The following is a 24,576-nucleotide window of genomic DNA, read 5'->3' as shown; positions in this document are numbered from 1 at the left end:
ATTTTCTGGTGGAAATGACGAGATGGATACACCCGTTCCCATACCGAACACGGCAGTTAAGCATCTCAGTGCTGATAATACTTGGCTGGACACGGCCCGGGAAAGTAAGTCTCTGCCAGATTTATATTCCTCAATAGCTCAGTCGGTAGAGCATGCGGCTGTTAACCGCAGGGTCGTAGGTTCAAGTCCTACTTGAGGAGCCAAAAGAACAGATTCCAGTTCAGAATCTGTTCTTTTTATATTTCAGGACAATTCCAGGCTTTTCAATTATTACATTTATATGAAACTGGCAGAAAATTGGTGTTTTTGGTAGAAATCAGTTTGATTTTTTTTATGGTATTATGTATAATCACTATTGTACGTAAAAATTGATTTTAGCATATAAAAATTGTACTAAACAGTTATACTATTTACATCAAAATTTATTTCTTAGGATGAGGTACTTATGAAAAAGAAAACAAAAATCACCTTTGTAATTTCCACATTAATGGTTGTTTTGCTGCTTACTTCATGTACAGCATTTAATGGTAACAGTGATAAAGTAAGCGAGATAAGTGCAGGCTCATCTGGTACAGCCCAACAAAGTCAGGCAACATCAGCGCAGGTTTCAGAACAGACTTCAGCTAATTCAACGCAAGCTGCATCTACGACAACAGGCTCTTCCATTGACATACCTTCGGATAGCACAGGGGGTAAAGATGCCCAGCCCGGCAATGGACTGCAGCTATCTCCAAGTATTGAACAAGTCAAGGTAAAGGCTGTTTATCTTACAGGACCTTCGGCAGGGTCATCTACCAAGGTGGACAATATTATAGAATTGGCAAAGAAAACCGAACTAAATACTGTTGTTGTGGACATTAAGGAAGACGGTTCATTAAACTATGAATCAGATTTAGAGATAGTTAAAAAATATGGAAAACAAACAAAATATTATAAGCCTGAAGTTGTCATAAACAAGTTTCATGAGAATGGAATATATGTTATAGGCCGTATAGTCACATTTAAAGATCCTACACTGGCAAAGAACAGAGTTGATCTGGCCATAAAGAATTCAAAAGGTTCCCTCTGGCTTGAAAATGGCTCTACACCATGGACAAATCCTTATAATGAAGAAGTTTGGGATTACAATATTGCTATAGCAAAAGAAGCCATTTCAAAGGGCTTTGATGAAATACAATTCGATTATGTCAGATTCCCCACAGGAAGAAAGGCAGATTTTAATTACGGAACCAATGTACCTGAAAAGGCTGCAGCTATAAATGGATTTTTGGCCAAAGCAAACAAGGTATTGCATGAAGAAGCCGGTGTGCCGGTATCTGCCGACGTATTTGCCATTATTGTAGAGAGCAAGCCCGATGGAGAAAGCATAGGACAAAGAATTTCTGAGGTTGGTAAGGACATTTATTGTATCAGTCCCATGATATACCCGTCACACTATGCCAACGATGCTAAAAAAGGCATCATGTCCAACGGAGTAGGCCAGAAAATTAACGGTATCGTGTTTACCAAACCTGATCTTGAACCATATAAGGTAATGTACAATGCTTTGGTATCAGCAAAGGCAAAGATTGCGCAGGTACCGGAATACAAGGCAAAAGTCCGCCCGTACCTTCAGGCATTTACCGCTAAGTATCTGCCGAATGGATATTATCAGACCTATGGACCGCAGCAGGTTAAGGAACAGATCAAGGCTGTATATGATTCAGGATATGAAGAGTGGATATTGTGGGACCCAAGCAATAAATACCAGGAGTCATATTTTAATCCTGAGAAGTAACAATAAAGTAAGCCTACATTGAAAGAGGCACATAAGAAATTTTTCAGGTACAAAATTCATAGTAAAAACGCGGCAGGATGGCTAAAATAAGCTATCCTGCTTTTTTGTTCTGAAAATGATAACTACTGGTTAATCAATTCCCAAGGTGAATACAGGTCTTATTTACTATACAATTATCCTTAGCAAATTATTGAAATGTTTTGCTCAGGATGATACAATATATAGTACTGGAACAAAAGAGAAATACTAAATATAGTTGTATGAGAGGGGATATATAATGAAACTTTCAGAAAATGCAATTAAGGTACTGGAGAAAAGATATTTGTCAAAGGATGAAAATGGCAACCTGCTTGAGGATGTTGAGGGGATGTTCAGGCGTGTAGCAAAGGAAATCGCCTCGGCAGATGAAAAATATACCCATAAAGCAGGGCTTGTTGAAATAGAAGAACAGTTTTATGAGATGATGACCAGTCTGGAGTTTTTGCCCAATTCCCCTACGCTCATGAATGCCGGAAGGCCACTAGGTCAACTGAGTGCCTGTTTTGTGCTGCCGGTTGAAGACACAATGGAGGGCATTTTTGAGACAATTAAAAATGCTGCATTGATACATAAGAGCGGAGGAGGCACAGGCTTCAGTTTTTCGAGACTCCGTCCCAAAGGCTCAGCCGTTAATTCAACCGGAGGCGTTGCAAGCGGGCCTATCAGCTTTATGAAGGTCTTTAATGCAGCGACGGAGGCCGTAAAGCAGGGAGGAACCCGTAGGGGTGCAAATATGGGAATCTTGAGGGTGGATCACCCGGATATCCTGGAATTTATCTCATGTAAAAAAGATAACTCTGAAATTACAAATTTTAATATAAGCGTAGGTATAACCGAAGATTTCATGAAGGCGGTTGAATACAATCTGGAATATGAGCTGATTGATCCCAAGACAAAGAAGCCTGTTGGAAAACTGAATGCCAAGCAGGTATTCGATATAATTGTAGAAATGGCCTGGAAGAACGGCGAACCCGGCATAATATTTCTCGACAGACTGAACAGGGACAATGTTACTCCGGAGCTTGGGGAAATAGAGAGCACAAATCCTTGCGGGGAGCAGCCGCTGCTGCCGTATGAAGCCTGCAACCTCGGCTCTGTGAACCTGTACAGCATGCTGGATGCTGAAAAGAATTCCTTGGATTTTGACAAGCTGGGGTTGACGGTGAAGAAAGCAGTGCACTTTCTGGATAATGTAATAGAAGTAAACAAGTACCCTCTGAAGGAAATTGATGAGATGACAAGGGGAACTCGGAAAATCGGGTTGGGAGTGATGGGATGGGCCGACATATTGTGCGCACTTGGAATACCATATGATTCCCAGCGTGCTATTGAACTTGCCGGAACTGTAATGGAATTTATTCAAAAAAATGCCCAGAAGGCTTCTGAGGAGCTGGCCCGGCAAAAGGGAGTCTTTCCATACTATGAGCAAAGCATATATGCAAAGAAGGGTATCAGAATCAGAAATGCCACAACCACAACCATTGCCCCTACAGGAACACTTAGTTTGATAGCAGGTGTTTCCAGCGGAATCGAACCGGTTTTTGCAATATCTTATATCAGGAATGTTATGGATAATAACGAACTGATAGAAGTTAACCCTGTATTTAAAAAGGCAGCACTGGAGGGTAATTTTTATTCGGATGAATTAATGAAGAAAATTGCTGAATCGGGTACTTTGAAGCATATTGAAGAGATTCCGGAAGAGGTGCGGAAAGTATTTGTTACAGCCCATGATGTAAGGCCCGAGTGGCATGTCAAAATGCAGGCTGCCTTCCAGAAGTACACCGACAATGCGGTTTCAAAAACTGTTAACCTGAGTCATGAGGCTACCACCGATGATGTAAGGGAAGTGTTTACTTTTGCCTACAGGGCCCAGTGCAAAGGAGTTACCATATACAGGGATGGGAGCAGGGACATGCAGGTTCTCAACATAGGCAAGGTTCAGGGAAAAGAAGAGACCCCAGGTGAAGTATTGCCGGCAGGAGAAAATGAATACTGTGACTCCTGCAACGATATTTCCAAGAGAATTGCGGGTATTGAACCCAGGCCCAGACCGGATATAACCACAGGCTTTACTGAAAAGGTGAAGATTGGCTGCGGGAATTTGTACATCACTGTTAATTATGATGAAAACGGCATATGTGAGGTATTTACAAATACCGGCCGTGCAGGAGGCTGCCCATCACAGTCTGAAGCAACCAGCAGATTGGTGTCGGTTGCACTGCGTTCAGGAATGGATGTTAAGTCCATAGTGGAGCAGCTCAAGGGGATAAGATGTCCTTCAACCATCCGGCAAAAAGGGCTCAAGGTGTTATCCTGTCCGGATGCCATAGGCAGGCTGATTGAAAAGGTGGCCAGGATTCAAAGCAGTAAGGAGGAGGAAGCCGGCTCTGACTTTGCAACCAGAGAATACAGCATTGTCCAGAGACCAAATGCATCAGGAGGGGAAACTGCCTGTGCCTCGGACTGCTATGAGTGTACTTTGAAAGAGGTGTGCTCAAATCCTGAGTCGGGAATAGATGAAAGAACCCTGGGAGGAGAGTGCCCCGAGTGCGGGAAGACTGTGGAACATGAAGGCGGCTGCGTTATTTGCAGGAACTGCGGGTATAGCAAGTGCGGGTAGGGACTTCTGATATTATATAATTGGTTAAAATATTATACATTAAATTAGTATTTTTTTGAGATCCAGGAATACCTGAATTAGAGGGTGTTTCTGGATTTTTTATATTGGTAAAGTGAAAGAAGAGTTAAATTAGTTTATATATCTAGCAACAATATTTACAATGCATACATTCAATGTAAATGTAGAAATATTTATAATTAGTGGTAAAAATGTTGAAAAAAGATAGTAGGTTTTCTAAAATGCGGGTTCCGAAGGTACATATCCAAAAAATCCATGCCAAGACTCTCATGTAGCATGGATTTTTGTGTCTGTTCAAATATAACCTCCATGTCAATCTAAAAGTAATCAGCAGTGTCACCTTTCAGTAGATGAAATTACTCCAGGGTATTTATCTTTACTTAGGATAAGTACATAGTAGAATCATCAATCATATAATATTTATGAGCATATATATTTAGCAGTATGCTCTGTCCATAATTTTCAGCGAGGTGAATTTAAAAAATGGATGAATTAATCGTAAACGGTGGTTTTGAAACAGGTTCATTTCCTCCCTGGCTTGTAGACAATGCAAGTATAACGTCTGTCTATAAATTCTCTGGTAACTTTGCAGCACAGCTCTTAAGCGGCATTTCTGTCATATATCAGATTATCGAAGGAGATTTCAGCCAAAGTAGTGAATTCTCCGCATTTTTAGGAAAAATCGGACCTCTCCCGAACCCACTCACGACAATCACAATAGCATATTTTGGTCCATCCTTTAATTTTCTTGGACTAGGGTTGGTAATAAGCATTCCACCAGGTACACTTCCAGATGCATCCTTAGGGAATTGGCAGGAGTTTACAGGTATAGTTGCACCAGCTCCCCCGGGAACAACAATGGCTATAGTGTCAATCAGCAAGCAAGCAGATCCTGGTACCGCTGATGTAGTAGCAGACGATGTCTCATTAACTACTGAAGGCCCAATTGGCCCTACTGCACCAACTGGCCCAACGGGGCCAACAGGAGCCACCGGCCCAACCGGCCCAACTGGACCGACTGGACCGACAGGAGCAACTGGACCGACTGGACCGACAGGAGCAACTGGACCGACAGGAGCAACTGGACCGACTGGACCGACAGGAGCAACTGGACCGACAGGAGCAACTGGACCAACGGGAGTAACTGGACCAACGGGAGCCACCGGCCCAACCGGACCGACAGGAGCAACGGGGCCAACAGGAGCCACCGGCCCAACCGGACCGACCGGAGCAACTGGACCGACCGGCCCAACCGGAGCAACTGGACCAACCGGACCGACAGGAGCCATCGGCCCAACCGGTCCGACAGGAGCCACCGGCCCAACCGGTCCGACAGGAGCCACCGGCCCAACCGGACCAACCGGAGCGACTGGACCAACGGGAGCCACCGGCCCAACCGGCCCAACTGGACCGACAGGAGCAACTGGACCAACGGGAGCAACCGGACCAAAGGGAGCCACCGGCCCAACCGGACCGACAGGAGCAACTGGACCGACAGGAGCCACCGGCCCAACCGGACCGACAGGAGCAACTGGACCGACCGGCCCAACCGGTCCAACTGGACCAATGGGAGCCACAGGCCCGGCAGGCCCCACAGGTGCAGGAGTTACGGGACCGACGGGTCCAACTGGCCCAACGGGAGCCACCGGCCCGGCAGGCCCGACAGGTGCAGGAGTTACGGGCCCGACAGGCCCAACTGGACCAACGGGAGCCACAGGCCCGGCAGGCCCGACAGGTGCAGGAGTTACGGGACCGACGGGTCCAACTGGCCCAACGGGAGCCACAGGCCCGGCAGGCCCGACAGGTGCAGGAGTTACGGGACCGACAGGCCCAACTGGACCAACGGGAGCCACAGGCCCGGCAGGCCCGACAGGTGCAGGAGTTACGGGACCGACAGGCCCAACTGGACCAACGGGAGCCACAGGCCCGGCAGGCCCGACAGGTGCAGGAGTTACGGGACCGACGGGTCCAACTGGCCCAACGGGAGCCACCGGCCCGGCAGGCCCCACAGGAGCGGGAGTTACCGGTCCAACCGGACCGACGGGACCAATAGGGCCAACCGGACCGACAGGTACAGTAGAGCCTAACCCGTTTGAGGTTTATGTTCAAGCAGGTGCAGTGGGTGGAAACGGCACACATGCGAATCCTTTTGGAACTATACAGCAAGGTTTGACAGCCGTATCTCCTACAGGAACTGTCCACATACTGGGAGGAACTTATACGATTACTTCTACAGTGACAGTTAATAAAGCAGGTGTGACATTAAAGGGATACCCAAATACGCTGATAGTGCTGCAAGCAGCAGTAATAGCTTTTCTCGTTACAGGAAGCGGTGTTACAATCGATGGATTAACTATTACCAGTAATGCTGCATATGCTGTTGAATTCATTCAACTTGCCGGAGCAAATCATAAGCTTGTTGATAATGTAATTTATGGACCGCCTCAAGCAGGACCATCTACCGATTGGGTAGTAAACCGTGGTTTTCTAACGCAATCGAATGTAACAAATCTGATCGTGGAAGAAAACATTTTATACTCTCTCAGGCAGCCTGCGTATTTAAATCCAAATTCCACAGGTCATATCATTAATAATATTGTTTACAACACCCGTGGATTTGTTGTTGACAGGGCGATCTTCGTTATTTCAGGTAATTCGTGGGGGAATCCGGAAAATGCAGTTGATATTGCATTGCTTGTCGGCACACCTACGGGGGCTCCTTACGACCCATTGACCGAATTAATAAACAGCAATAGTGTTGCTACAATCAGCGATCAAAGGTAACAGGTAAAAAATGCACAAGGAAGTGTCGCAAAATTGATATGCTCCCCGTCAAGTAGACAATTATATAAATAAAAATCTTTTCTGCCGGCAGGTGTAACCCGCTGGCAGTTTTTATGCGTGTGTAAATACATATCATTAATTAACAGTATAGTATGCAAAAAAGGAGCGTTACAGAATCAATCTGTAGACTCGCTATTCTTTTCACCCCACTCATACAAAGTAATTAAAACTGCGCGTAAAGACCTACCTTTTTCAAAAAGGCTGTATTCAACTTTTGGCGGAATTTGATTGTATTGTGTCCTGACAATCACTTTGTGATCCTCCAATTCTTTGAGCCGCATAGACAGCATTTTATGTGTAACCCCATTTAGACATTTTTTAAGTTCGCCATACCTCATGACCTTATTAATCGACAGCCAATATAAAATCAACAGCTTCCACTGTCCTCCGATAACCGATAGTGTATATTCAATAGGATTCAAATCATAAATATTCTTACAACTTTTTACTCTATCCAATGCCTCTTCTTCAACCATTTATTACTCTCCTTTTTGATAGTATGATACAAATAAGAGCATGCTTAATATAATATCTTATTTGTATTATACTATCTATACAATGAATTTATAAAGTATGTTGGAGGCATACAATAGAAAGACTATTTCAATCAACTGCTATCAGTTATAAAGAAGTAAAAAACAGGGTGCTTTTCCATTAGTGGTATGTATATGATACCGTGAGGATGGCTATGCATCCGCTGAGAGTAATGGGCATTAAAAGCAGATTGCTAAGGTCGGTGTAGTTTTATCATTCAAGAAGCTATCTATATTAGTGATGCTGGTCCGTTTGGAAAAACACAAATTGGCATTTGGGACCATGGACAAATAAGCGGGCTAAAGCAGATTATGAATTGTAACATTTCCGAGGAGCACTAGTTAATTATAATTGGTAGAATGACGCAACAGCAGGACGAGATACCTGACATTGCTTACACTGTAAAATGAGTGCATGTGTCAGAGATAACGAAAAATGCCACTGACGGCAGGAATATTTATAGGCAGTGCAATAATCAGCACCAACGAATTGTTTAAAAAGAATTAATTTTGGAGGAATCAAAGATGGATTATTTAAAAGCGATTGAAAAAAGAGTATCGACTCGCAATTATTTGGGTATTGGCATTGACAAAGAAAAGTTATCCGTACTTACAGACGAGATAGATGATGGCAACAAAAAATTTGGTCTTTCAATATCTTTTCTTGAAGACGGCAGTAATGCCTTCAATACATTTGGCAAAAGCTATGGTATGTTCAAGGGAGTACGTTCACTTATCGTCATGAAGGGGCCACAAAACGACATTCACTTAAAAGAGAAGTTAGGTTATGTGGGAGAAAAAGTTATTTTGAAGGCTACATCATTAGGATTAGGCACATGCTGGGTGGGCGGTTCATTTGAACGTCAAAACCCGATTTTTGCGGTTTCAGAAGGCGAAGAATTTGTTTGTGTAATCACTATAGGTATTGTAGCTGAGAAAAAATCTTTAATTGGAAACGTAATAAACAAAATAAAACGCCCAAAGGCTATAGAAGCATTCTATACTTCTGATAATGCCGTCCCTGATTGGTTTATTGCCGGGATAAACGCTGTGCAAAAAGCACCTTCTGCCAGGAATAGCCAAAAAGTACAGTTTTCATATAATGATTGCATTGTCAGAGCCAGTGTTCCTGATAGCTACCGCTTTGATTTAGTAGATTTGGGAATTGCTAAATTGCACTTTGAGCTTGCTGCTGGAGGTAGCTTTAGTTTAGGCAACAATAGCAAGTTTCAAAGATAATGCTGAGGAGTAATTGAGCTTTAGCGAGGCATAAAGTCCACATTCAGATATTGTATTAGTGAAAATGTTAAAAAATTGCAGAAAACAAGCAAATGTGCAGTTGAGCTACTTCACTTTCTTTATACAAAATGACAATAGGCACTGCATATTTTATAAACATAAATACAGGCATGTTAATTGTGGAATTATATAGGAGCAGGTATTGGGAAATGTTGTGCCGATTGATGTATTGGGCCTAAAGGGCTAAACGGAGACTTCCGCGTTGTTCTGCTTCCATTATTATTAAGTATTTGCTAAAATATAAAAGTATAGCGTCAAATCAAAAGCTATAAATTCTGTTTTATACGAGGTATTAATGAGAACTATACGTGTGCTTGCACCTATTATAAACGTACTGCCGGAAAGTATTATCCGATATATTGGCAGTAAGGCATCAGATTTTCTTCTTTATAAATATGCAAAGCTTGAGGTTACAGGAAATGAAATCCTGTCTGAGCGGATAGGCAAACCAACAATATTCATTTCAAATCACTTAAGCAATGTGGATGGCATTGTTCTCAACAAGATACTCAAGAAAAATAATGTCACCTTCATGGCCGGGGTAAAGCTGAATGCAAATCCTTTTACAGCGATTTTCCTTAAGATGGTAAAACACATTTCCATAAGTCCCAATTCGGCTGACAGAAATGCAATCAAAGAGGCTCTGGCGATACTGGGTAAGGGAGAATCAATTTTGATATTCCCAGAGGGGACCAGAAGCAGATCCGGTTCCATGATAAGGGGGAAAAAAGGGTTTCTGCTGTTGGCAAGGCTCTCCAAGGCGGATATTGTTCCAATAGGGCTTGAGGGAACAGAACTCCTGCTGCCGGTAAACCAGAATGACATGGGCAGGGAAAGTCCGCAACATGCAACGGTGAGTGTAAAAATAGGGCAGCCATTTCAACTGGCTAAAAAAGATAATACCCGTGAGAATTGGGATGAAGAATGTGTATTTACCGCAATGAGGAAAATTGCACAAATGCTGAAAGCCGAATACCAGGGCATATATAAAGTTGAGTGAATGGAATGGACGGGATTCATTTAATTATATCAATCACTTTTATGTTTAATATATTGTACATTTACAGAGCCCCTCAGTGCTGAACCTTTTCTTTTCGGGTTCAGCGTTGGGGGTTTTAATTTGAAACTTCTTATCAAAATAAGTCAAAATACTACAAAATATATTTAAAAGTGGTAAAATAATGTTGATATGGAATACTGTGAAAATAAATTTGTTTTCCAGGGTATATTTACTGGGATTACAAGGAAGAGGTAAATTATAGTGGATAACGGCGATTCAAAAATGGTTTTTAAATCAAAACTTGAAAAGGAAGATTATTTAAAGGCATGCAAAGTGATACTTAAGATGAAGAGGAAGGAAAGAAAGCTGTTGGTTTTTGTATTGGCCTATATATTGCTTTTTTTTGCAATTCTCATTGTAACATACCTGGGGTCAAGCGGGGGCAAGGTTGCTTCAGTTTCCCACCAGAGTTATGTATCAAATCCTGCACCTTGGTATATTGCTAATCTGCCGACTATTTCATTTGCAATTATTTTTGCAGTATTGGTAATCATATTTAAATATGCCAGGAATGCAAACAAACGTCATTATGAAAGCAATAAACTGATTCAGAATGAAATGGAATTTACTCTAGACAATTCAGGGATTGAATACAGGTCAGAGAGGGTCTATTCAAAGATAAATTGGGACGAAATTTTTAAAGTATACATATCAAAAGACTTTTTCTTTATCTTCATATCTGATAGAACAATGTGGGTTATACCAAAAAAATATATTGGGATAGATGAGTTGTCAAAAGTGGTTCATTATTTCACCACGTATGTTAATAAGAAGAAGGTCAGATTTGCAAACTACTGATTTTTAATAAAAAACTTATCAGGTGCAATATGCAGCCTGATGACAAGTAGTTTATTGGATTGCCGGCATTTAATCACTGTAGGTTAAAACAAATCTTCACCAAAAGGAGGAAAAGGATGATATCACTAGGAAACGCAATTATTCTTCTGGTTCTTGCACTTGTGCTGTTTTTGGCTGTTATTGCAATAATACGGGGATATAAAGGTATGAAGCAGAGCAAATGCTTTGATACCCAGGTGAAAAAAATAAAATTTGGCTATTGGCTGCTTTCAGCCGTACATATGTGGGTGGGCATTCTGATAACTCTGTGTTATTTGATTGCAGGAGTTTTAATTTTAATTAATATATAGGGGGTGGTCTGAGATGGCTTTTATATTTCTTCTGCCGTTTCTTGCAGCCATAATCGGCATAATTATTGCGTTCATGTGTTTTATAGGTATATGTCTGATAGTAATGGGAGGTACGGGTGCAGCCATGAATAAAATATACTTCAAGCAGATGAAAATAAGTAATGGTGCATCAAAACCTTTATTTAACATAGTCTCAATAATCTTAGGAATAATTTTTATATTATTCCCTTTAGGCTATGTTTTATATGGAATTATTTCTTCATTATAGAAATATATACATAAGCATACTCAGAGTAGAGTGCTTGCAAAACTTAATATTTTATTAAGATACAGGATATTTGCTTTATGGTAAAATATTATTAATATGGGAATTGAAGTAAGGTAATGTTGGCGGCTGATGCGGTTGTCCTGTATTACTTTGAGTAACCATATAAAAATTTGCAAACTGGAGGGTTTTAAATGTTAAACAAGGACAGACTTAAAGGCTTTTTTTCAGGATTAATATTTTCAGCAGTTTTAGGGGTATCTGCATTGGGAGTGACTGTGCTGGCAGCGCCTGTAGCAAAAAATATATCAGTTGTGTATGATAACATTAAAATTTATGTGGACGGGTCCCTTATAGAACTCAAGGACGGAAATGGTGAAACAATCCAGCCTTTTATTTCAAAGGGCGTCACATATATGCCTGTTGCGGCATTTAGCAGAGCATTGGGCAAAGACGTCAGTTGGGATGGGAATACAAAGAGTGTCTATATTAAACAGCCCGAAGTTGAGGCTAAAGAAGTTACGGTATCCAATGTCGATGAACTGTTTGCAGCACTTGGCACTAACAGTCATATCAAGCTGAAACCCGGCATATATAATATTTCTGATCTGAAGCAGGGATATAGTGATAGTAAGAATATCTTCTGGGAAGAAGTGTACGATGGAAATAAATTGGTTTTAAAAGAAATAAGCAATCTGACTATTGAGGGGCTGGGAGACAAGCCTGTAGAAATAGTAGTTGAACCAAGATATGCAGATGTGCTCACGTTTCTTGATTGCGAAAATGTAAATATAAAAAATGTCAAGGCCGGGCACACCATTGAGAAGGGTGCTTGCATCGGAGGTGTGTTCAATTTTGATTCTTCAAAAGACATAGCTGTTTCAAACAGTATTTTATATGGCTGCGGAACATATGGGATTATTGCGAATAATACTGAAAACTTAAAGCTTTCAGATTCAATTATTGAGGAGTGTACTGAAGGGGTCATGGCAATAAGCAAGTGCAAAAATTTTGAATTCAGCAACAGCATATTCAGAAAGTGTGAAAGCTATGGATTATTTGGAATCTATTCTTCCACAGCTATTGTTTTTGATAAATGTGAGATAGCTGAAAATACCGCATATACGAAAAACACCGATATGTTGTCGGTGAATTTATCCAGTGAGATAAAGTTTACTAATTGTAAATTTAAAGACAATAAGCTATTTAATTTAAACATTGAGTTTTTACCGGATATTGATTTTACGGGCACTACTTTCGAGTAGTACGGCCTGAATGGTATAAAGGCATGTCTTATCTCACATTATTCAAATAATCAACCCACAAGGAAGGGCTGGATTTCTGCCAGCCCTTCCTTGTGGGTACATCAAAAGAGGGACTATGCAAATATATTGTTTTGTGTGGCTTCCTCTGTCTTAAAACTGTAATTTGGTGTAAAAAGACATATTATTTCTTAATATATATCTTTTTAAGGACAGTTATATTCCCAGTATGGACTGGTATATTGAAGGGGTGATTCCAGAGTAAAGTTCCCTTTCCATATGCTGAAATTATTTAGCTGAAATTATTTAAATGACTTTTCGGGAAAAGCCTACGGAGGTGCTAATGAAGAGGAGCATATATACCTTGATTCTTATCATTTTTGTCCTGTCAGCTTGTTCAACAGAAAAAAATACAGGAAAGCTCCGTGAGGTACAAGGAAATACAATCGAAAGTAACAGCACCATACAACCCGGAAAAGATATTTCTATAAACAGTGCAGAACCAATGGAGAACAGTGGTGCAGCAATGAATGGGGCCCAAAGCCAGGCACAAAATAAACAGCAATACTCTTTAAAGCAATTGTCAAATTTGATCGGCAGGGATAAACAAAGTATCCTGGAGGAGTTGGGTGCAGATTATCAAAAAGTACAAATGGGTGTAACAGGGAAGGATTCGGGCTATTTCTTTGAAAATACAGGTTTGGCACTATATTTTAATGGTAATGGCAGACTTCAATATATTGAAATGGGTACTGGCTCAAAACATCTTGATTTCAGGACGGGGAATAATTTTGACTCCATAAGGAGGAACTTGTCCTGTGATGAGGTTGAAAGCTATGAAATAAGAGACGATGGTTATCTGCATGAAAACTATTATGATAGACCAAATCTTTATATGTTAACTTTTAAGAGTGGAGATTCTGTGGTTAAGTTCTTTTCTGAACAGATAACCGGAGAAAATTATAAAATACTGTTATACAGGCCGGCTGCCTTTGTTGATATAGCTGCAATTGTAAAATTACTGGGGTATGATTTCAGTAAAGTAGTGAATTTATATGGACAGGACTATTTAATAAGCGGTGAGTATGATGAGGCTTTCCCCTGGTGGAAACATTATGAGGCCTTGGGCTTATACTTCGGGAATTACAGTGACAGCGAAGATAACAGTAAATACATAGAAATTGACAAAAATGTTTTACTGAATAAAATAAAACCTGGAATGACATTTAATGAAATAATGAAGGTTATGGGCAAAACCAGGATTTTTGAAGAAGAACGGTATATGATGGAATATAGAAGATATGTAATCAAGTACGTATTTGACACATATTTCATAGAGGCATCCTCAGATGATAAAGAAGGAACAAATTCTCAGATTCAAATCGGTATGGAAAATCCAGAGCTTGAAGCCAGAATCTTCGACAATCTGGACTGGGAATTTTCAGGTAATGGGATATGGTTAATATATGACAATAAAAAGTATTTGGTTCGGGAGAGCGATATGACTATTTTTCCTGTATATTTGGAAAGTGAATATACCTGGCTCAATATTCCCAAAGATGCAATAGGAGCTTGCCGTCAATCCATAACCGGGCCGGGTGAGCTGGAAGCTTTTTATGTCAAAAAGGCAGATAATGAGCTGGTATTATATGAAAAGATATATGAAGAGGGTAAGGCAGACAATGAAATTCCTTTTAAAGAATATTTAAGAATTAAAATAGATTAAAGGCTAAATTGTTTCTATTTCAGAACGGCTTGAAATCGAATTTAGGGGTTAATATGTATATGAAAATGTATGCAAAGAAATTGCCAGTGCTTTTTATTATTGCAATGCTTTTATCAGCCTGCGTAAATGGCGGCCAAACTACAAGGGAGCAGGCGAGCATTAATGCAGCAGCATCAAGTACAGGTAATGCAGCAAGTACGGTTAGTAATTCCGTTGCTCAAAAGAGTGAAGAGGCCGGTGCGGGAGATTCCACCGCATTAAATACTGCAGGTGCTGAAAATAGTGAGAAAACAAAAACCGCTGAACTAAAAACTGCGTCAGAGGATGAACTTGCAGAGATTGAAGCTATTTACAGGAGCCTATACATAGGTGAGTTATTTGAGTCGGGATACATATACCTTGAGCCCTTTAGTACCAAGAGGGATGTATTCAATGAGAAAATCAACCTTGACAAATATCCCTTGTCTATCAAATTCTATTCTTTCTTAAGCGGATCTGATAGCTGTTTTGCTGCACAGTTTGATTCCATATTCAGCTATTATGTACCTGCCAGGGAAGAAAGCAGCAGTTACTTTTTGCAAGCCTTTTCAGAACCTGAGCAGCACGGGTTGCGCTATAAACTGCAGGCCAATACAGACGAAAGCCTGGTAGGCATTACACTGTCGGGATATGAAATTTCAAATAATACCATTTCAAATCAGGGGAGAAAGAGGCCATATTCCCCTGAAGAGCATAAAAAAGCATTGAGTCTTATAGAAAAGGATAAGGAAATACCCGGACCAGACCGGACATTGGATTTTATCAGTCTTGAAAATACAATTGCCGGAGCTGAACAAATATGTCTATTGGGTATTAAGGACACTCCATATGAAGTATTGTTTTCAAAGTATTTTGCCCATACCTCCGAGTATACCGCGAATGTATATGTGGCCGATTTCATAAAAGGCGGAGAAGTGGCAAAAACATATGAAAAATATAACTGGGACGGGCCCTATTGATGGAACAATACTCCCGCAGTGATAATAAACCACCTTTTTTGACAGAATTAAGCAGGGTTTGACTTTTTACCAGAATTAAGGTATATTTCATTATAATAGGCAATCTGATTTATGGGTTCGTCTAAATTTATTTATAATACTAGGAGAACTATATTATGAACAAATCAAGAAAATCACTGATAATGATTATCGCAGCAGTAGCGGTATTGTCAATGGGAATTGGTGCTGCAGGTACTGCCACAATAATCAAGGCAGAGCTCAACAAAACTGTTGCAATATCTGTAAACGGCAAGGCATTTCAGCCCACCAACAGCGCAGGCGCCAGACTGTATCCACTTACATATAACGGTGTCAACTATGTGCCTGTAAATGATTTTGCAAAAGTCCTGGGGGCAAGTGTGACCAGCAAAGGAACAGCCGTAACCGTAACAAGCGCTAAAACTGCTCCGGCAGGTTCAACCTCCACCACTTTAAATGGAAAAGTTGCAACTGTAGAGTACGATAAGAACAAACAGTCAACCTGGATTAAGTTTTCAAATATAAAGTTTTCAACCAAAACCTCCGGCAGTATGACATATTATCTGGTAGCCATGGATGTAACAAACAGGGCAACCACCACCATAGAAGTATCAACTGCAGGTGATGTGGGCTTGATGGACAAGAACGACAGGTCGCTTTCAACAGTGATAGGAATATCCGAATCCACCAGATGTACTTTAAAACCGGGCGAAACTGCAACTATTTATAAGGGCTTCTCCGCAACTTCACTTGATTCACTGGCGTATATAAGGTATTACCCTTTGTCGGCTCCCAAAGGCGACTCTGCAAAGGTGTATACAGTTGATTAAGAGGGATATGCCATATAAGTATGTATAATTAATTATACGGCAAGTGCAGGTATTCAAGTGTAGATGGCATGGATACTACAAGTAATAAGTATATTTACAAACAAATATAAAAACAAAAGAGGTTATTAGGCATAACCTCTTTTGTTTTGCTCAGATAGCCGCCGGCTATGTAAGTATCAATCAAAAAGGTATGTCAAGGTCACAAATAACAATATGAGTGAACTGGAAAAAGTAACAGCACTGCATAAATATGTAATGCGGCATACGATATTAAATGGCTGACCATGAATAGTTGATGATGAATAATTTCATTTCAACTTTATGGGGGGCAAGGGACCTGAATAATACCCGGAATAGTATATAATATAAAACCGTGAATCCAAGATAGGATTCACGGTTTTATGGGCCTTTAAAGAAACAATCAGTTTATTTTTACGTTACTTTTCTCCTGGGAATTTAGTTATAGCACCCAGTAAATACTGCTTCAACAGCGCAAAATCAATGGCATCAACTTCACCGCTTGCGTCCAGGTCAGCCAGTACAGGATTTTTAACAAGCTCTACTCCAAGCAGGTGTTTTTTCATAGCCATTAAATCCAGTGCATCTATTTCTCCATCGGAATTCAGGTCACCCAGTTTTCCCGATATTCCAGAATCAGCAACGAAGGTTGTGACACTCTGGGCGGGGAGTTGGGCTGTAAAGGAGCCTCCCGACACATTTACGGCTGTTCCGGCTGCAACATTCCGGCTGGAGTCCGATATCCATGTAGAGAATTTTGATGCTGAGCCATTTTGCAGGACAAAATTTTGAGTTACTGCGGTAGTTCCTTTGTTTATTGCGACAATAACCACTTTGTTGTCACCCTTATAGGCAGATATGTAAACATTCGTATTAGGATTCTTTGTTGCATCAACCCTTACATACCCGGGACGAACAAATTTTGAGAATTGAGACATCATAGCTCCGCGCTTGCTCATGGTACCGTCCTCTTTCATAGGGCCGTATTGCCTGCGGATAAACCACCACACGTATGCCTGGAAATCAGCCTCAACCATGGCGTTGTGCATATGCTGGGCAACGTCCAGGGCTTCAGGCCAGCGGTCTGCTGAGTTGGCCTCACTGTTTGGATAATATACCTCGGTCATCCACAGGTCTTTTCCGGCACCCTTTTGCTTAAAGAGCGGGTAGGGGAAATTGCTGACCTGGGTACCGTATAGATGAGCCCCCAGGATATCCAGATTTGCAAGGGCCTGAGCATCATTCAGTATGGGATCTGATATGTTTTTAAGATATTGGAAGGACTCCGGTGCAATTACTCTGCAGTTAATAGAGCCTGCGTTATTTTTCATGAAGGTGAGTATTTCCTGCGGTGTCCACCAGGTCCATTCATTTCCGTAATCGGGCTCATTTTGAACGGAAATGGCATACAGGTCCACGCCATTCTGCTTCATGAAGGAAACGAAATCATTCAGATGCTGTGCATACGCAGCGTACTTATCCGGTTTAACATGTCTTTGCCCGTTAACGGTCTGTACCATATCGGACGGAGGACTCCAGGGTGAAGCAAAAACTATTGCTCCATTCTTTATGGCTGCCTTGGCAGTATCCAACTCGTTGGCCCAGGTAGTTTTGTCCGGGTCTACATGAATTCTTAAGATAGAGAAACCCAGTTGCCCCTGCCCGTTACCAAAAGCCGTTTCTCTTTGAGCGGCTGTCAGGTCCGAACCTTGCCAGGCAGGATAGTTCATTCCTCCAAAGCCCCTGATTACCTGTTTTTCAGAGGACAGGTTCACTAATACATCATTTGCTGCCAGAACTTCAAACGCAGGTACGGTGAATATCATTGACATTACAACTAATAAAGCCAGCAAGGCTCTGATTTTCTTTTTAAAACATGAAATCATTTTTTCATCTCTCCTATAAATAGTATTCAGCCATAAAAGCGCGTTTTTCTGAGAACGCGCAATTTTGCGGCTGTTAAAAAACTTGTCATGCTGCTTTCTCAATGGAAACAGACGGATTTCATAATATGAAACTGCCTCTGGCTGGTGTTATTCCGGATAGCTTGTCAGGATAAACAGTGCCGTATATGGCTCATAAGAAGCCGCAAGCAGGATACCTTGTAAAAATGGGTATAAAGAATATAGTGCGAAAAAATGTAATTTTTAAAAACGGCTCAAGAGAGTCATATAATGATTTGAATAAATAAAACGCAATATGTTCCAGGGCACTGATTAATATTGTTCCTATTAAGCTGCATATGATTTCACCGATCTACCCGTAACCGGGTCTGTTGCGTTTTCAACAGAATAAAAATTTCGGCATACGTATAAAGTACATGTCACCAACCTGTAGTCAAGGTCAATTTTACATTTGACAGCCTAAAGCCCGCTAAAGCCGGAAAGCTTTACAGAATTCAGGTTGTCTGTTTTTGTACCGGTAGCACCTCCTTTTTAAAAAATCGGTAGAATAGCAGCAATTCAGCCCTATACTAATTATACGTCAAAGCATAAAAAATTTCCATTATTACCATTAATTTTTAATATACATAAAAGATTATCAAGAATAGACGGGTGCCGCCGCATGTTGAATATTCATTATCGGAAGATGGAAAAGGCCTGTTTGAAATATTTGAAGAGATAGCCAAATGGGGAATGGACTTGAAAAATAAAAGGAGCAGTGAACCGGTAGATTGCTGAAGTACCTCAGGTCAACTTTAATTTCAAAATATGCAATTATTTAGTAGGATTTGTCGGTATTATGTTATAATATAAATTAACTCGGCAAAAAAATGTTGGGAAGAACTATATTATTACATGGAGGGATAGCACTTGGTCAGCTTAGTTAAAAATGGTGTGTATTATTTAAATAGAGATACACTTGTTGAGATAACAGAAAGCGGAGCTTTTGAGATTTTAAAAGGAAACAGCAGGGCAGGAAACCTGCCTGTGGATGTGTCTTCCATCAAGCAGGAAGAGGCAAGGAAAAATACCATAGCGTATAAGATATTGATGGAGCACAATACGTCTGGGGATACCCAAAATTTAAAAATACGCTTTGATGCTTTGGCATCTCATGACATTACATATGTGGGGATAGTGCAAACAGCAAGGGCAAGCGGTTTGCAAGAGTTCCCCCTTCCCTATGTAATGACCAACTGTCACAACAGCCTGTGCGCAGTGGGAGGAACAATAAATGAAGACGACCATATATTCGGACTTTCTGCCGCTCAAAAATATGGTGGAATCTATGTTCCAGCCCATCAGGCAGTTATACACCAGTATATGAGGGAAATGATGGCAGCCTGCGGAAGTATGATTCTGGGTTCGGACAGCCACACCAGATACGGAGCCTTGGGTACAATGGCGGTGGGTGAAGGCGGACCGGAACTGGTAAAACAATTGCTCAGAAAAAGCTATGATGTAGCTTGTCCTGACGTAGTCGGAGTGTACCTGGAAGGCAAGCCTAAAAAGGGCGTTGGACCTCAGGATGTGGCTCTGGCAATTATCGGAGCAGTTTTCAAAAATGGATTTGTAAAGAACAAGGTCCTTGAATTTATCGGACCTGGCATACAAAACCTTTCCGTAGACTATAGAAACGGCATAGATGTTATGACAACAGAGACTACCTGTCTCAGCTCCATTTGGTCAACGGATTCCAAGGTTAAAGAGTATTTTGAGATTCACGGGCGGCCTGAAGGCTATTCAGAGCTGAAGCCTGGAGATATTGCATATTATGACGGCATGGCTATTGTGGACCTGGACAAGATAGAGCCTATGATAGCACTGCCCTTCCATCCCAGCAACGTATTTACGGTGGCTGAACTTAACAGCAATGCTCAGGACATATTGAGAGCAATTGAGGTTGAAGGCAGAAAGCAGATTGATAATCCCAAAATAGAGTTTTCTCTTGTGGACAAGGTCGTCAACGGCAGACTGAAGGTTGAACAGGGTATTGTTGCAGGCTGTGCAGGCGGAACTTTTGAGAACATATGTGAGGTTGCGGCCATGGTGGAAAACAGGTCCACAGGCAACGGAAGCTTTTCAATGTCGGTCTACCCTGCCAGTCAGCCGGTTTATTATGAGCTGGTTAAAAACGGGGCGGCGGCTAAAATGATGTCTGCAGGAATCGTTATAAAAACAGCTTTTTGTGGTCCGTGCTTCGGAGCTGGTGATACTCCTGCAAATGATACTATCAGTATCAGGCACGCTACCCGTAATTTCCCCTTTAGGGAAGGTGCCAAGCCAACAAACGGACAGATTACCTCTGTGGCTTTGATGGATGCCAGAACTATTGCCGCAACAGCAATAAACAATGGTATTCTGACTGCTGCAACAGAAGTGGAACCTGTCAGCCCGGATATGAAGTATACCTTTAACGGGCAGATATACAAAAATAGAGTTTACAGCGGTTTTGGAAAGCCCAGGCTGGACCAGGACGTTAAATTCGGCCCCAATATTGCAGATTGGCCTGAAATGAGCGGGCTTACTCAAAACCTCCTGCTGAAAGTAGCGTCGGTTATAAATGATCCCGTAACAACGACGGATGAGCTGATTCCATCGGGGGAAACCTCCTCCTTCCGCTCAAACCCCTATAAGCTGTCGGAATTTACTCTGTCAAGAAAAGACCCGGGATATGTACAGCGGGCAAAGGACGTGCAGGCATTGGAACAGGAGCGTAAGACCCATGTGGGTGATGCAACAGGCAGTAATGGATTGTCAGGAGACCTTGAAAAAGTGCTGGCAAGTCTGCCTGGTGCCGGTTCAAAAGATGTGGAGAATATTTTAAAATCAACGGGTATCGGAAGCGTTGTATGTTCTGTAAAGCCGGGAGACGGATCAGCGAGAGAGCAGGCGGCTTCCTGCCAGAAGGTGCTTGGAGGCTGGGCAAATATCGCAGTTGATTACGCGACAAAACGCTACAGAAGCAATTTGGTAAATTGGGGTATACTGCCCTTCACTATTGAGGATGAGAACGTGAGTTTTAAAACCGGAGATATGATTTTTATTCCTGACATCAAAAGCAAAATTGATGGCGGTGAAGAAATAATTCCTGCCCGACTTGTTCAGGAGGATGAAGTTAAGGAAATCAAGCTGTATTTGAAGAAGATGACGGCGGAAGAAAGAAAAATAATATCTGAAGGCTGCCTCATAAACTATTACAACATATAAAGCTGGTTGTTTCAGAGATTGGTTATTTTCAATCATATTAATGTCTATTCGGAAACTGCTCTGGTATGTGAAAAGAGAAAAAACATACCAGAGTGATTACTGCGCTTTAATCTGTTGATTGAATTAGGCAATAAGCCCCTGACGGGGCAACACATGCAGACTGGAAATTATTTATTATAATTACTGAGTAGTGGGAACTGGCTGTTCGGAGCAAGGATGACGGCCAGTCCGGTATGATGCACGATTAGTTAAAATTAAAAGAGATTATTCATGTGAATTTTAATATAGATATCAGGAATTTATTAGGAAAATAGAAAAATATAATGAGAGGAATAGGTAATAAACTTAGGTTTGTTACATTGTCTATAAAATGGTAAATATATATGAATTCATTCGTGAAATAAATCCGGGGATAGTAGGAAAATTTGAAAACAGGCATAAAGAAAAGTTTGATGTAATATTGTACGGAGCAGGTGAAGTAGGTAAGGACTTTTTGGACAGGTATGATTTATCGGATATAAATATTGTTTATTACTGTGACGATGACAGGGATAAATGGGGCAAGTGCTTAAACGGCACATTAATCATTTCTCCTGAAGAACTTTTAAACATCTCTTCCAATGTACCCGTATGTGTAACAATAAATGAGCCGGATGAGCCGGCTAGAAAACTGTTAAAAGCGGGAATAAAGAATTTGCTGCACAGATATTCCTTATATTACTTGCTAAACCTTGATAAGCTGCAAAAGGTTTATGATTTATTGTGCGACAGTAACTCAAAAAAAGTATTTCTTGGACTGATAGAATATGTGTATACTCAGAATCCGGAGATATTCGGCAGGATTACTACCTCGACAGAGCAATATTTTCTTGAGGATATATTCAGTTTTGATAATAACGAATGTATTATTGACGGAGGAGCCTATACAGGAGATACCATACAAAGCTATCTTGACATATGCAGAGGCAACTACGGCAAAATATACAGCTTTGAGCCGGATAAGGGGAATTTTGAGAAGCTTCGTGCCATGCTGCTGGAATTAGGCGACGCGGCAAAAGGAATTGAGATATACAACAAGGGTATATACAGCAGCAGCGGTGCTGTAGGGTTTTCCAACAACGACAGTTTTGACTCATGTATTGTGAAAACATCACCATGTATGATAGAGGTTATAGCAATAGACAATATATTCATGGACAACAGGATAACAATGATTAAACTGGACATAGAAGGGGCAGAAACCGATGCGATTCTGGGTGCTGAAAAGCTATTAAAAGCACAGAAGCCAAAATTGGCAATCTGCAATTATCATCTGCCCTCAGACCTGTGGACGGTTATCCTGCAAATTAATGAATTTGTACCTGAGTATAAGTTCTTTTTGAGGCACCATAATGTTCATTCCTGGTATGAATCGGTGCTGTATGCCAAATTATAGCAAAAATATACATAGGCCGTTATAAACCTTATGGTGTTGACAAAAATGCGAAATAAGTAATATAATTACTATGAAAAACTTAATTTGTGATTTTGTAAATCATGCAACTGGCGGAAAATATGAATAATCATATGGGGAGCATGATTGGTGAAAAATTATCGACCGCCTGGGTAGACTATATACCCGGGCGGTTTTTTATTTTTAAGGAGGGTTTTAAATATGTATGAATTGAAATACGGCTGTAATCCAAATCAAAGGCCTGCTGAAATCCGTTCTGCTTCGGGAAAGCTGCCCTTTAAAGTTTTGAATGGAAATCCGGGCTATATAAATTTTATGGATGCCCTTAACTCCTGGCAGCTTGTCAATGAACTGAAAAATGCTGTTAATATGCCTGCGGCTGCTTCCTTCAAGCATGTAAGTCCTGCAGGTGCGGCAATAGGCTTGCCCTTGAGCGAAGAACTGAGGAAGGCATATTTTGTTGAGGATTTTGACTTATCTCCCCTTGCAGCGGCATATGTGAGGGCGCGAGGTGCCGACAGAGTATCCTCATACGGCGATTGGGCCGCACTCAGCCACGCGGTCGACAAAGAGACGGCACTTGTTCTCAAAGGAGAAGTATCTGATGGTATCATAGCTCCCGGGTACACACAGGAAGCTTTTGAAATCCTCAGGCAAAAAAAGGGCGGTAAATATAACATTATTGAAATTGACCCATCCTATGAGCCTGGTGAGACAGAGACAAGGCAGATATTCGGAGTGGAATTTGTCCAAAAGCGCAATAATTACGTTCCCGGAGCACAGGACTTGAAAAATATTGTGACTGAGAACAAGGAACTGTCCGACAGTGCAATAAGGGATATGCTTCTTTCCATGATAACTCTCAAATATACCCAATCCAACTCAGTATGCTATGTATCAGGCGGACAGGTCATAGGCTGCGGTGCCGGACAGCAGTCCAGAATCCATTGTACCAGGCTTGCCGGGGACAAGGCTGATATCTGGTATCTGAAGCAGCATCCGAAAATATTGGGGCTTAAGTTTAAGAAAGGCGTGGGAAGACCGGAAAGGGATAATTCCATCGACCTGTTTATAAGAAATGATGTTACGGAGTATGAACTGAACATGTTGAAGGATGTTCTGGAAGAAGTGCCTGAAAGACTTACACAAAAGGACAAGGAAGAATGGCTTAAGGGTTTGAAGGACGTAACCTTGGGTTCTGATGCATTTTTCCCGTTCAGGGATAATATCGACAGGGCCTTCAGAAGCGGCGTGAAGTACATTGCCCAGGCTGGCGGGTCACTTAGGGACGACATAGTTATTACTGCCTGCAATGAATACAAGATGGTGATGGCAATGACCGGGGTCAGGCTGTTCCATCACTAAGCAAAAAAAGGATTACGAAACACCTGTGGCATCAAAAGAATACCAACCTCTGCAAGGTATGAATTCAGATGTCACAGACCACCAGAAAGGCTAAACACGCCATGCAATGGACAGTTGCCATATAAGCTGCCGCTGCATGGCTTTTTA

Annotated in this window: 18 protein-coding genes, 1 tRNA gene, 1 rRNA gene and 1 riboswitch; of the genes, 18 read left to right on the top strand and 2 right to left on the bottom strand. The window is 41.3% G+C overall.

Annotation, left to right across the window (positions count from 1 at the left end; genetic code table 11):
- Positions 1-4 precede the first annotated feature (4 nt).
- The 5 genes from rrf to CLHUN_RS13805 all read left to right on the top strand — a co-directional run bounded on the left by rrf (position 5) and on the right by CLHUN_RS13805 (position 7,241).
- Positions 5-121: ribosomal RNA gene (gene rrf, locus CLHUN_RS13825) — 5S ribosomal RNA — on the top strand.
- Positions 122-127: 6 nt separating this feature from the next.
- Positions 128-203: transfer RNA gene (locus CLHUN_RS13820), tRNA-Asn, on the top strand.
- A 242-nt stretch (positions 204-445) separates the two neighbouring features.
- Positions 446-1,777, top strand: coding sequence for a putative glycoside hydrolase (locus CLHUN_RS13815; protein ID WP_080065222.1), 1,332 nt, complete (start codon positions 446-448; stop codon positions 1,775-1,777).
- Between the two features lie 277 nt (positions 1,778-2,054).
- Positions 2,055-4,439 (top strand): vitamin B12-dependent ribonucleotide reductase, encoded by a 2,385-nt coding sequence (locus CLHUN_RS13810; RefSeq protein WP_080065221.1) that lies wholly within the window; start codon positions 2,055-2,057, stop codon positions 4,437-4,439.
- A gap of 501 nt (positions 4,440-4,940) precedes the next feature.
- On the top strand, positions 4,941-7,241 hold the full coding sequence (locus tag CLHUN_RS13805) for an NTTRR-F1 domain (RefSeq protein WP_080065220.1): 2,301 nt from the start codon (positions 4,941-4,943) through the stop codon (positions 7,239-7,241).
- Between the two features lie 176 nt (positions 7,242-7,417).
- Here the strand turns inward: CLHUN_RS13805 and CLHUN_RS13800 are convergent, their stop codons facing one another.
- Positions 7,418-7,777 (bottom strand): winged helix-turn-helix transcriptional regulator, encoded by a 360-nt coding sequence (locus CLHUN_RS13800; RefSeq protein WP_080065219.1) that lies wholly within the window; start codon positions 7,775-7,777, stop codon positions 7,418-7,420.
- Between the two features lie 582 nt (positions 7,778-8,359).
- Here CLHUN_RS13800 and CLHUN_RS13795 point away from each other — a divergent pair.
- From CLHUN_RS13795 to CLHUN_RS13755, 9 genes are all read left to right on the top strand, one after another.
- Complete coding sequence (locus tag CLHUN_RS13795) at positions 8,360-9,073, top strand: nitroreductase family protein (RefSeq protein WP_080065218.1); 714 nt, start codon at positions 8,360-8,362, stop codon at positions 9,071-9,073.
- A 355-nt stretch (positions 9,074-9,428) separates the two neighbouring features.
- Positions 9,429-10,133 carry a lysophospholipid acyltransferase family protein gene (locus CLHUN_RS13790; protein WP_242656519.1) on the top strand — a complete coding sequence of 235 codons (705 nt, stop codon included), beginning with the start codon at positions 9,429-9,431 and terminating at the stop codon, positions 10,131-10,133.
- A 261-nt stretch (positions 10,134-10,394) separates the two neighbouring features.
- On the top strand, positions 10,395-10,991 hold the full coding sequence (locus CLHUN_RS13785; RefSeq protein ID WP_080065217.1) for a YcxB family protein: 597 nt from the start codon (positions 10,395-10,397) through the stop codon (positions 10,989-10,991).
- A gap of 116 nt (positions 10,992-11,107) precedes the next feature.
- On the top strand, positions 11,108-11,341 hold the full coding sequence (locus CLHUN_RS13780; protein WP_080065216.1) for a hypothetical protein: 234 nt from the start codon (positions 11,108-11,110) through the stop codon (positions 11,339-11,341).
- Between the two features lie 13 nt (positions 11,342-11,354).
- Complete coding sequence (locus tag CLHUN_RS13775; protein WP_080065215.1) at positions 11,355-11,609, top strand: hypothetical protein; 255 nt, start codon at positions 11,355-11,357, stop codon at positions 11,607-11,609.
- Between the two features lie 191 nt (positions 11,610-11,800).
- Positions 11,801-12,871: a right-handed parallel beta-helix repeat-containing protein gene (locus CLHUN_RS13770; protein ID WP_080065214.1), complete on the top strand. Its 1,071-nt coding sequence runs from the start codon at positions 11,801-11,803 to the stop codon at positions 12,869-12,871.
- A 340-nt stretch (positions 12,872-13,211) separates the two neighbouring features.
- Positions 13,212-14,594, top strand: a complete 1,383-nt coding sequence (locus CLHUN_RS13765) for a hypothetical protein (protein WP_080065213.1) — start codon at positions 13,212-13,214, stop codon at positions 14,592-14,594.
- A 53-nt stretch (positions 14,595-14,647) separates the two neighbouring features.
- Complete coding sequence (locus tag CLHUN_RS13760; protein ID WP_080065212.1) at positions 14,648-15,592, top strand: hypothetical protein; 945 nt, start codon at positions 14,648-14,650, stop codon at positions 15,590-15,592.
- 155 nt (positions 15,593-15,747) lie between these two features.
- Positions 15,748-16,440 (top strand): hypothetical protein, encoded by a 693-nt coding sequence (locus CLHUN_RS13755; protein WP_080065211.1) that lies wholly within the window; start codon positions 15,748-15,750, stop codon positions 16,438-16,440.
- Between the two features lie 437 nt (positions 16,441-16,877).
- Here CLHUN_RS13755 and xynC read toward each other — a convergent pair whose 3' ends face one another.
- On the bottom strand, positions 16,878-18,344 hold the full coding sequence (xynC, locus tag CLHUN_RS13750; RefSeq protein WP_080065210.1) for a glucuronoarabinoxylan endo-1,4-beta-xylanase XynC: 1,467 nt from the start codon (positions 18,342-18,344) through the stop codon (positions 16,878-16,880).
- A 669-nt stretch (positions 18,345-19,013) separates the two neighbouring features.
- Here xynC and CLHUN_RS22920 point away from each other — a divergent pair.
- The 4 genes from CLHUN_RS22920 (at position 19,014) to CLHUN_RS13730 (ending at position 24,429) form a co-directional block, all read left to right on the top strand.
- The gene (locus CLHUN_RS22920; RefSeq protein WP_165755757.1) at positions 19,014-19,139 is read left to right on the top strand and encodes a winged helix-turn-helix transcriptional regulator; all 126 of its coding nucleotides are present in this window, start codon (positions 19,014-19,016) and stop codon (positions 19,137-19,139) included.
- Between the two features lie 132 nt (positions 19,140-19,271).
- Positions 19,272-21,611: a hydratase gene (locus tag CLHUN_RS13740; protein WP_080065208.1), complete on the top strand. Its 2,340-nt coding sequence runs from the start codon at positions 19,272-19,274 to the stop codon at positions 21,609-21,611.
- Positions 21,612-21,981: 370 nt separating this feature from the next.
- Complete coding sequence (locus CLHUN_RS13735) at positions 21,982-23,046, top strand: FkbM family methyltransferase (RefSeq protein ID WP_080065207.1); 1,065 nt, start codon at positions 21,982-21,984, stop codon at positions 23,044-23,046.
- A 93-nt stretch (positions 23,047-23,139) separates the two neighbouring features.
- Positions 23,140-23,225: riboswitch (ZMP/ZTP riboswitch) on the top strand.
- Between the two features lie 40 nt (positions 23,226-23,265).
- Positions 23,266-24,429: a phosphoribosylaminoimidazolecarboxamide formyltransferase gene (locus CLHUN_RS13730; protein ID WP_080065206.1), complete on the top strand. Its 1,164-nt coding sequence runs from the start codon at positions 23,266-23,268 to the stop codon at positions 24,427-24,429.
- Positions 24,430-24,576 lie beyond the last annotated feature (147 nt).

The sequence above is a fragment of the Ruminiclostridium hungatei genome, from assembly GCF_002051585.1.
Taxonomy (GTDB): domain Bacteria; phylum Bacillota; class Clostridia; order Acetivibrionales; family DSM-1351; genus Ruminiclostridium; species Ruminiclostridium hungatei.
Note: the sequence above shows the minus strand (reverse complement) of the source record. Positions and strands in the feature narration are given on the sequence as shown.

Bases quoted from the DNA above. Each gene is read 5' to 3' on its own strand.
- CLHUN_RS13815 (WP_080065222.1), top strand. From the start codon at position 446: ATGAAAAAGAAAACAAAAATCACCTTTGTAATTTCCACATTAATGGTT.
- CLHUN_RS13810 (WP_080065221.1), top strand. From the start codon at position 2,055: ATGAAACTTTCAGAAAATGCAATTAAGGTACTGGAGAAAAGATATTTG.
- CLHUN_RS13805 (WP_080065220.1), top strand. From the start codon at position 4,941: ATGGATGAATTAATCGTAAACGGTGGTTTTGAAACAGGTTCATTTCCT.
- CLHUN_RS13800 (WP_080065219.1), bottom strand. From the start codon at position 7,777: ATGGTTGAAGAAGAGGCATTGGATAGAGTAAAAAGTTGTAAGAATATT.
- CLHUN_RS13795 (WP_080065218.1), top strand. From the start codon at position 8,360: ATGGATTATTTAAAAGCGATTGAAAAAAGAGTATCGACTCGCAATTAT.
- CLHUN_RS13790 (WP_242656519.1), top strand. From the start codon at position 9,429: ATGAGAACTATACGTGTGCTTGCACCTATTATAAACGTACTGCCGGAA.
- CLHUN_RS13780 (WP_080065216.1), top strand. From the start codon at position 11,108: ATGATATCACTAGGAAACGCAATTATTCTTCTGGTTCTTGCACTTGTG.
- CLHUN_RS13775 (WP_080065215.1), top strand. From the start codon at position 11,355: ATGGCTTTTATATTTCTTCTGCCGTTTCTTGCAGCCATAATCGGCATA.
- CLHUN_RS13770 (WP_080065214.1), top strand. From the start codon at position 11,801: ATGTTAAACAAGGACAGACTTAAAGGCTTTTTTTCAGGATTAATATTT.
- CLHUN_RS13765 (WP_080065213.1), top strand. From the start codon at position 13,212: ATGAAGAGGAGCATATATACCTTGATTCTTATCATTTTTGTCCTGTCA.
- CLHUN_RS13760 (WP_080065212.1), top strand. From the start codon at position 14,648: ATGTATATGAAAATGTATGCAAAGAAATTGCCAGTGCTTTTTATTATT.
- CLHUN_RS13755 (WP_080065211.1), top strand. From the start codon at position 15,748: ATGAACAAATCAAGAAAATCACTGATAATGATTATCGCAGCAGTAGCG.
- xynC (WP_080065210.1), bottom strand. From the start codon at position 18,344: ATGATTTCATGTTTTAAAAAGAAAATCAGAGCCTTGCTGGCTTTATTA.
- CLHUN_RS13735 (WP_080065207.1), top strand. From the start codon at position 21,982: ATGGTAAATATATATGAATTCATTCGTGAAATAAATCCGGGGATAGTA.
- CLHUN_RS13730 (WP_080065206.1), top strand. From the start codon at position 23,266: ATGTATGAATTGAAATACGGCTGTAATCCAAATCAAAGGCCTGCTGAA.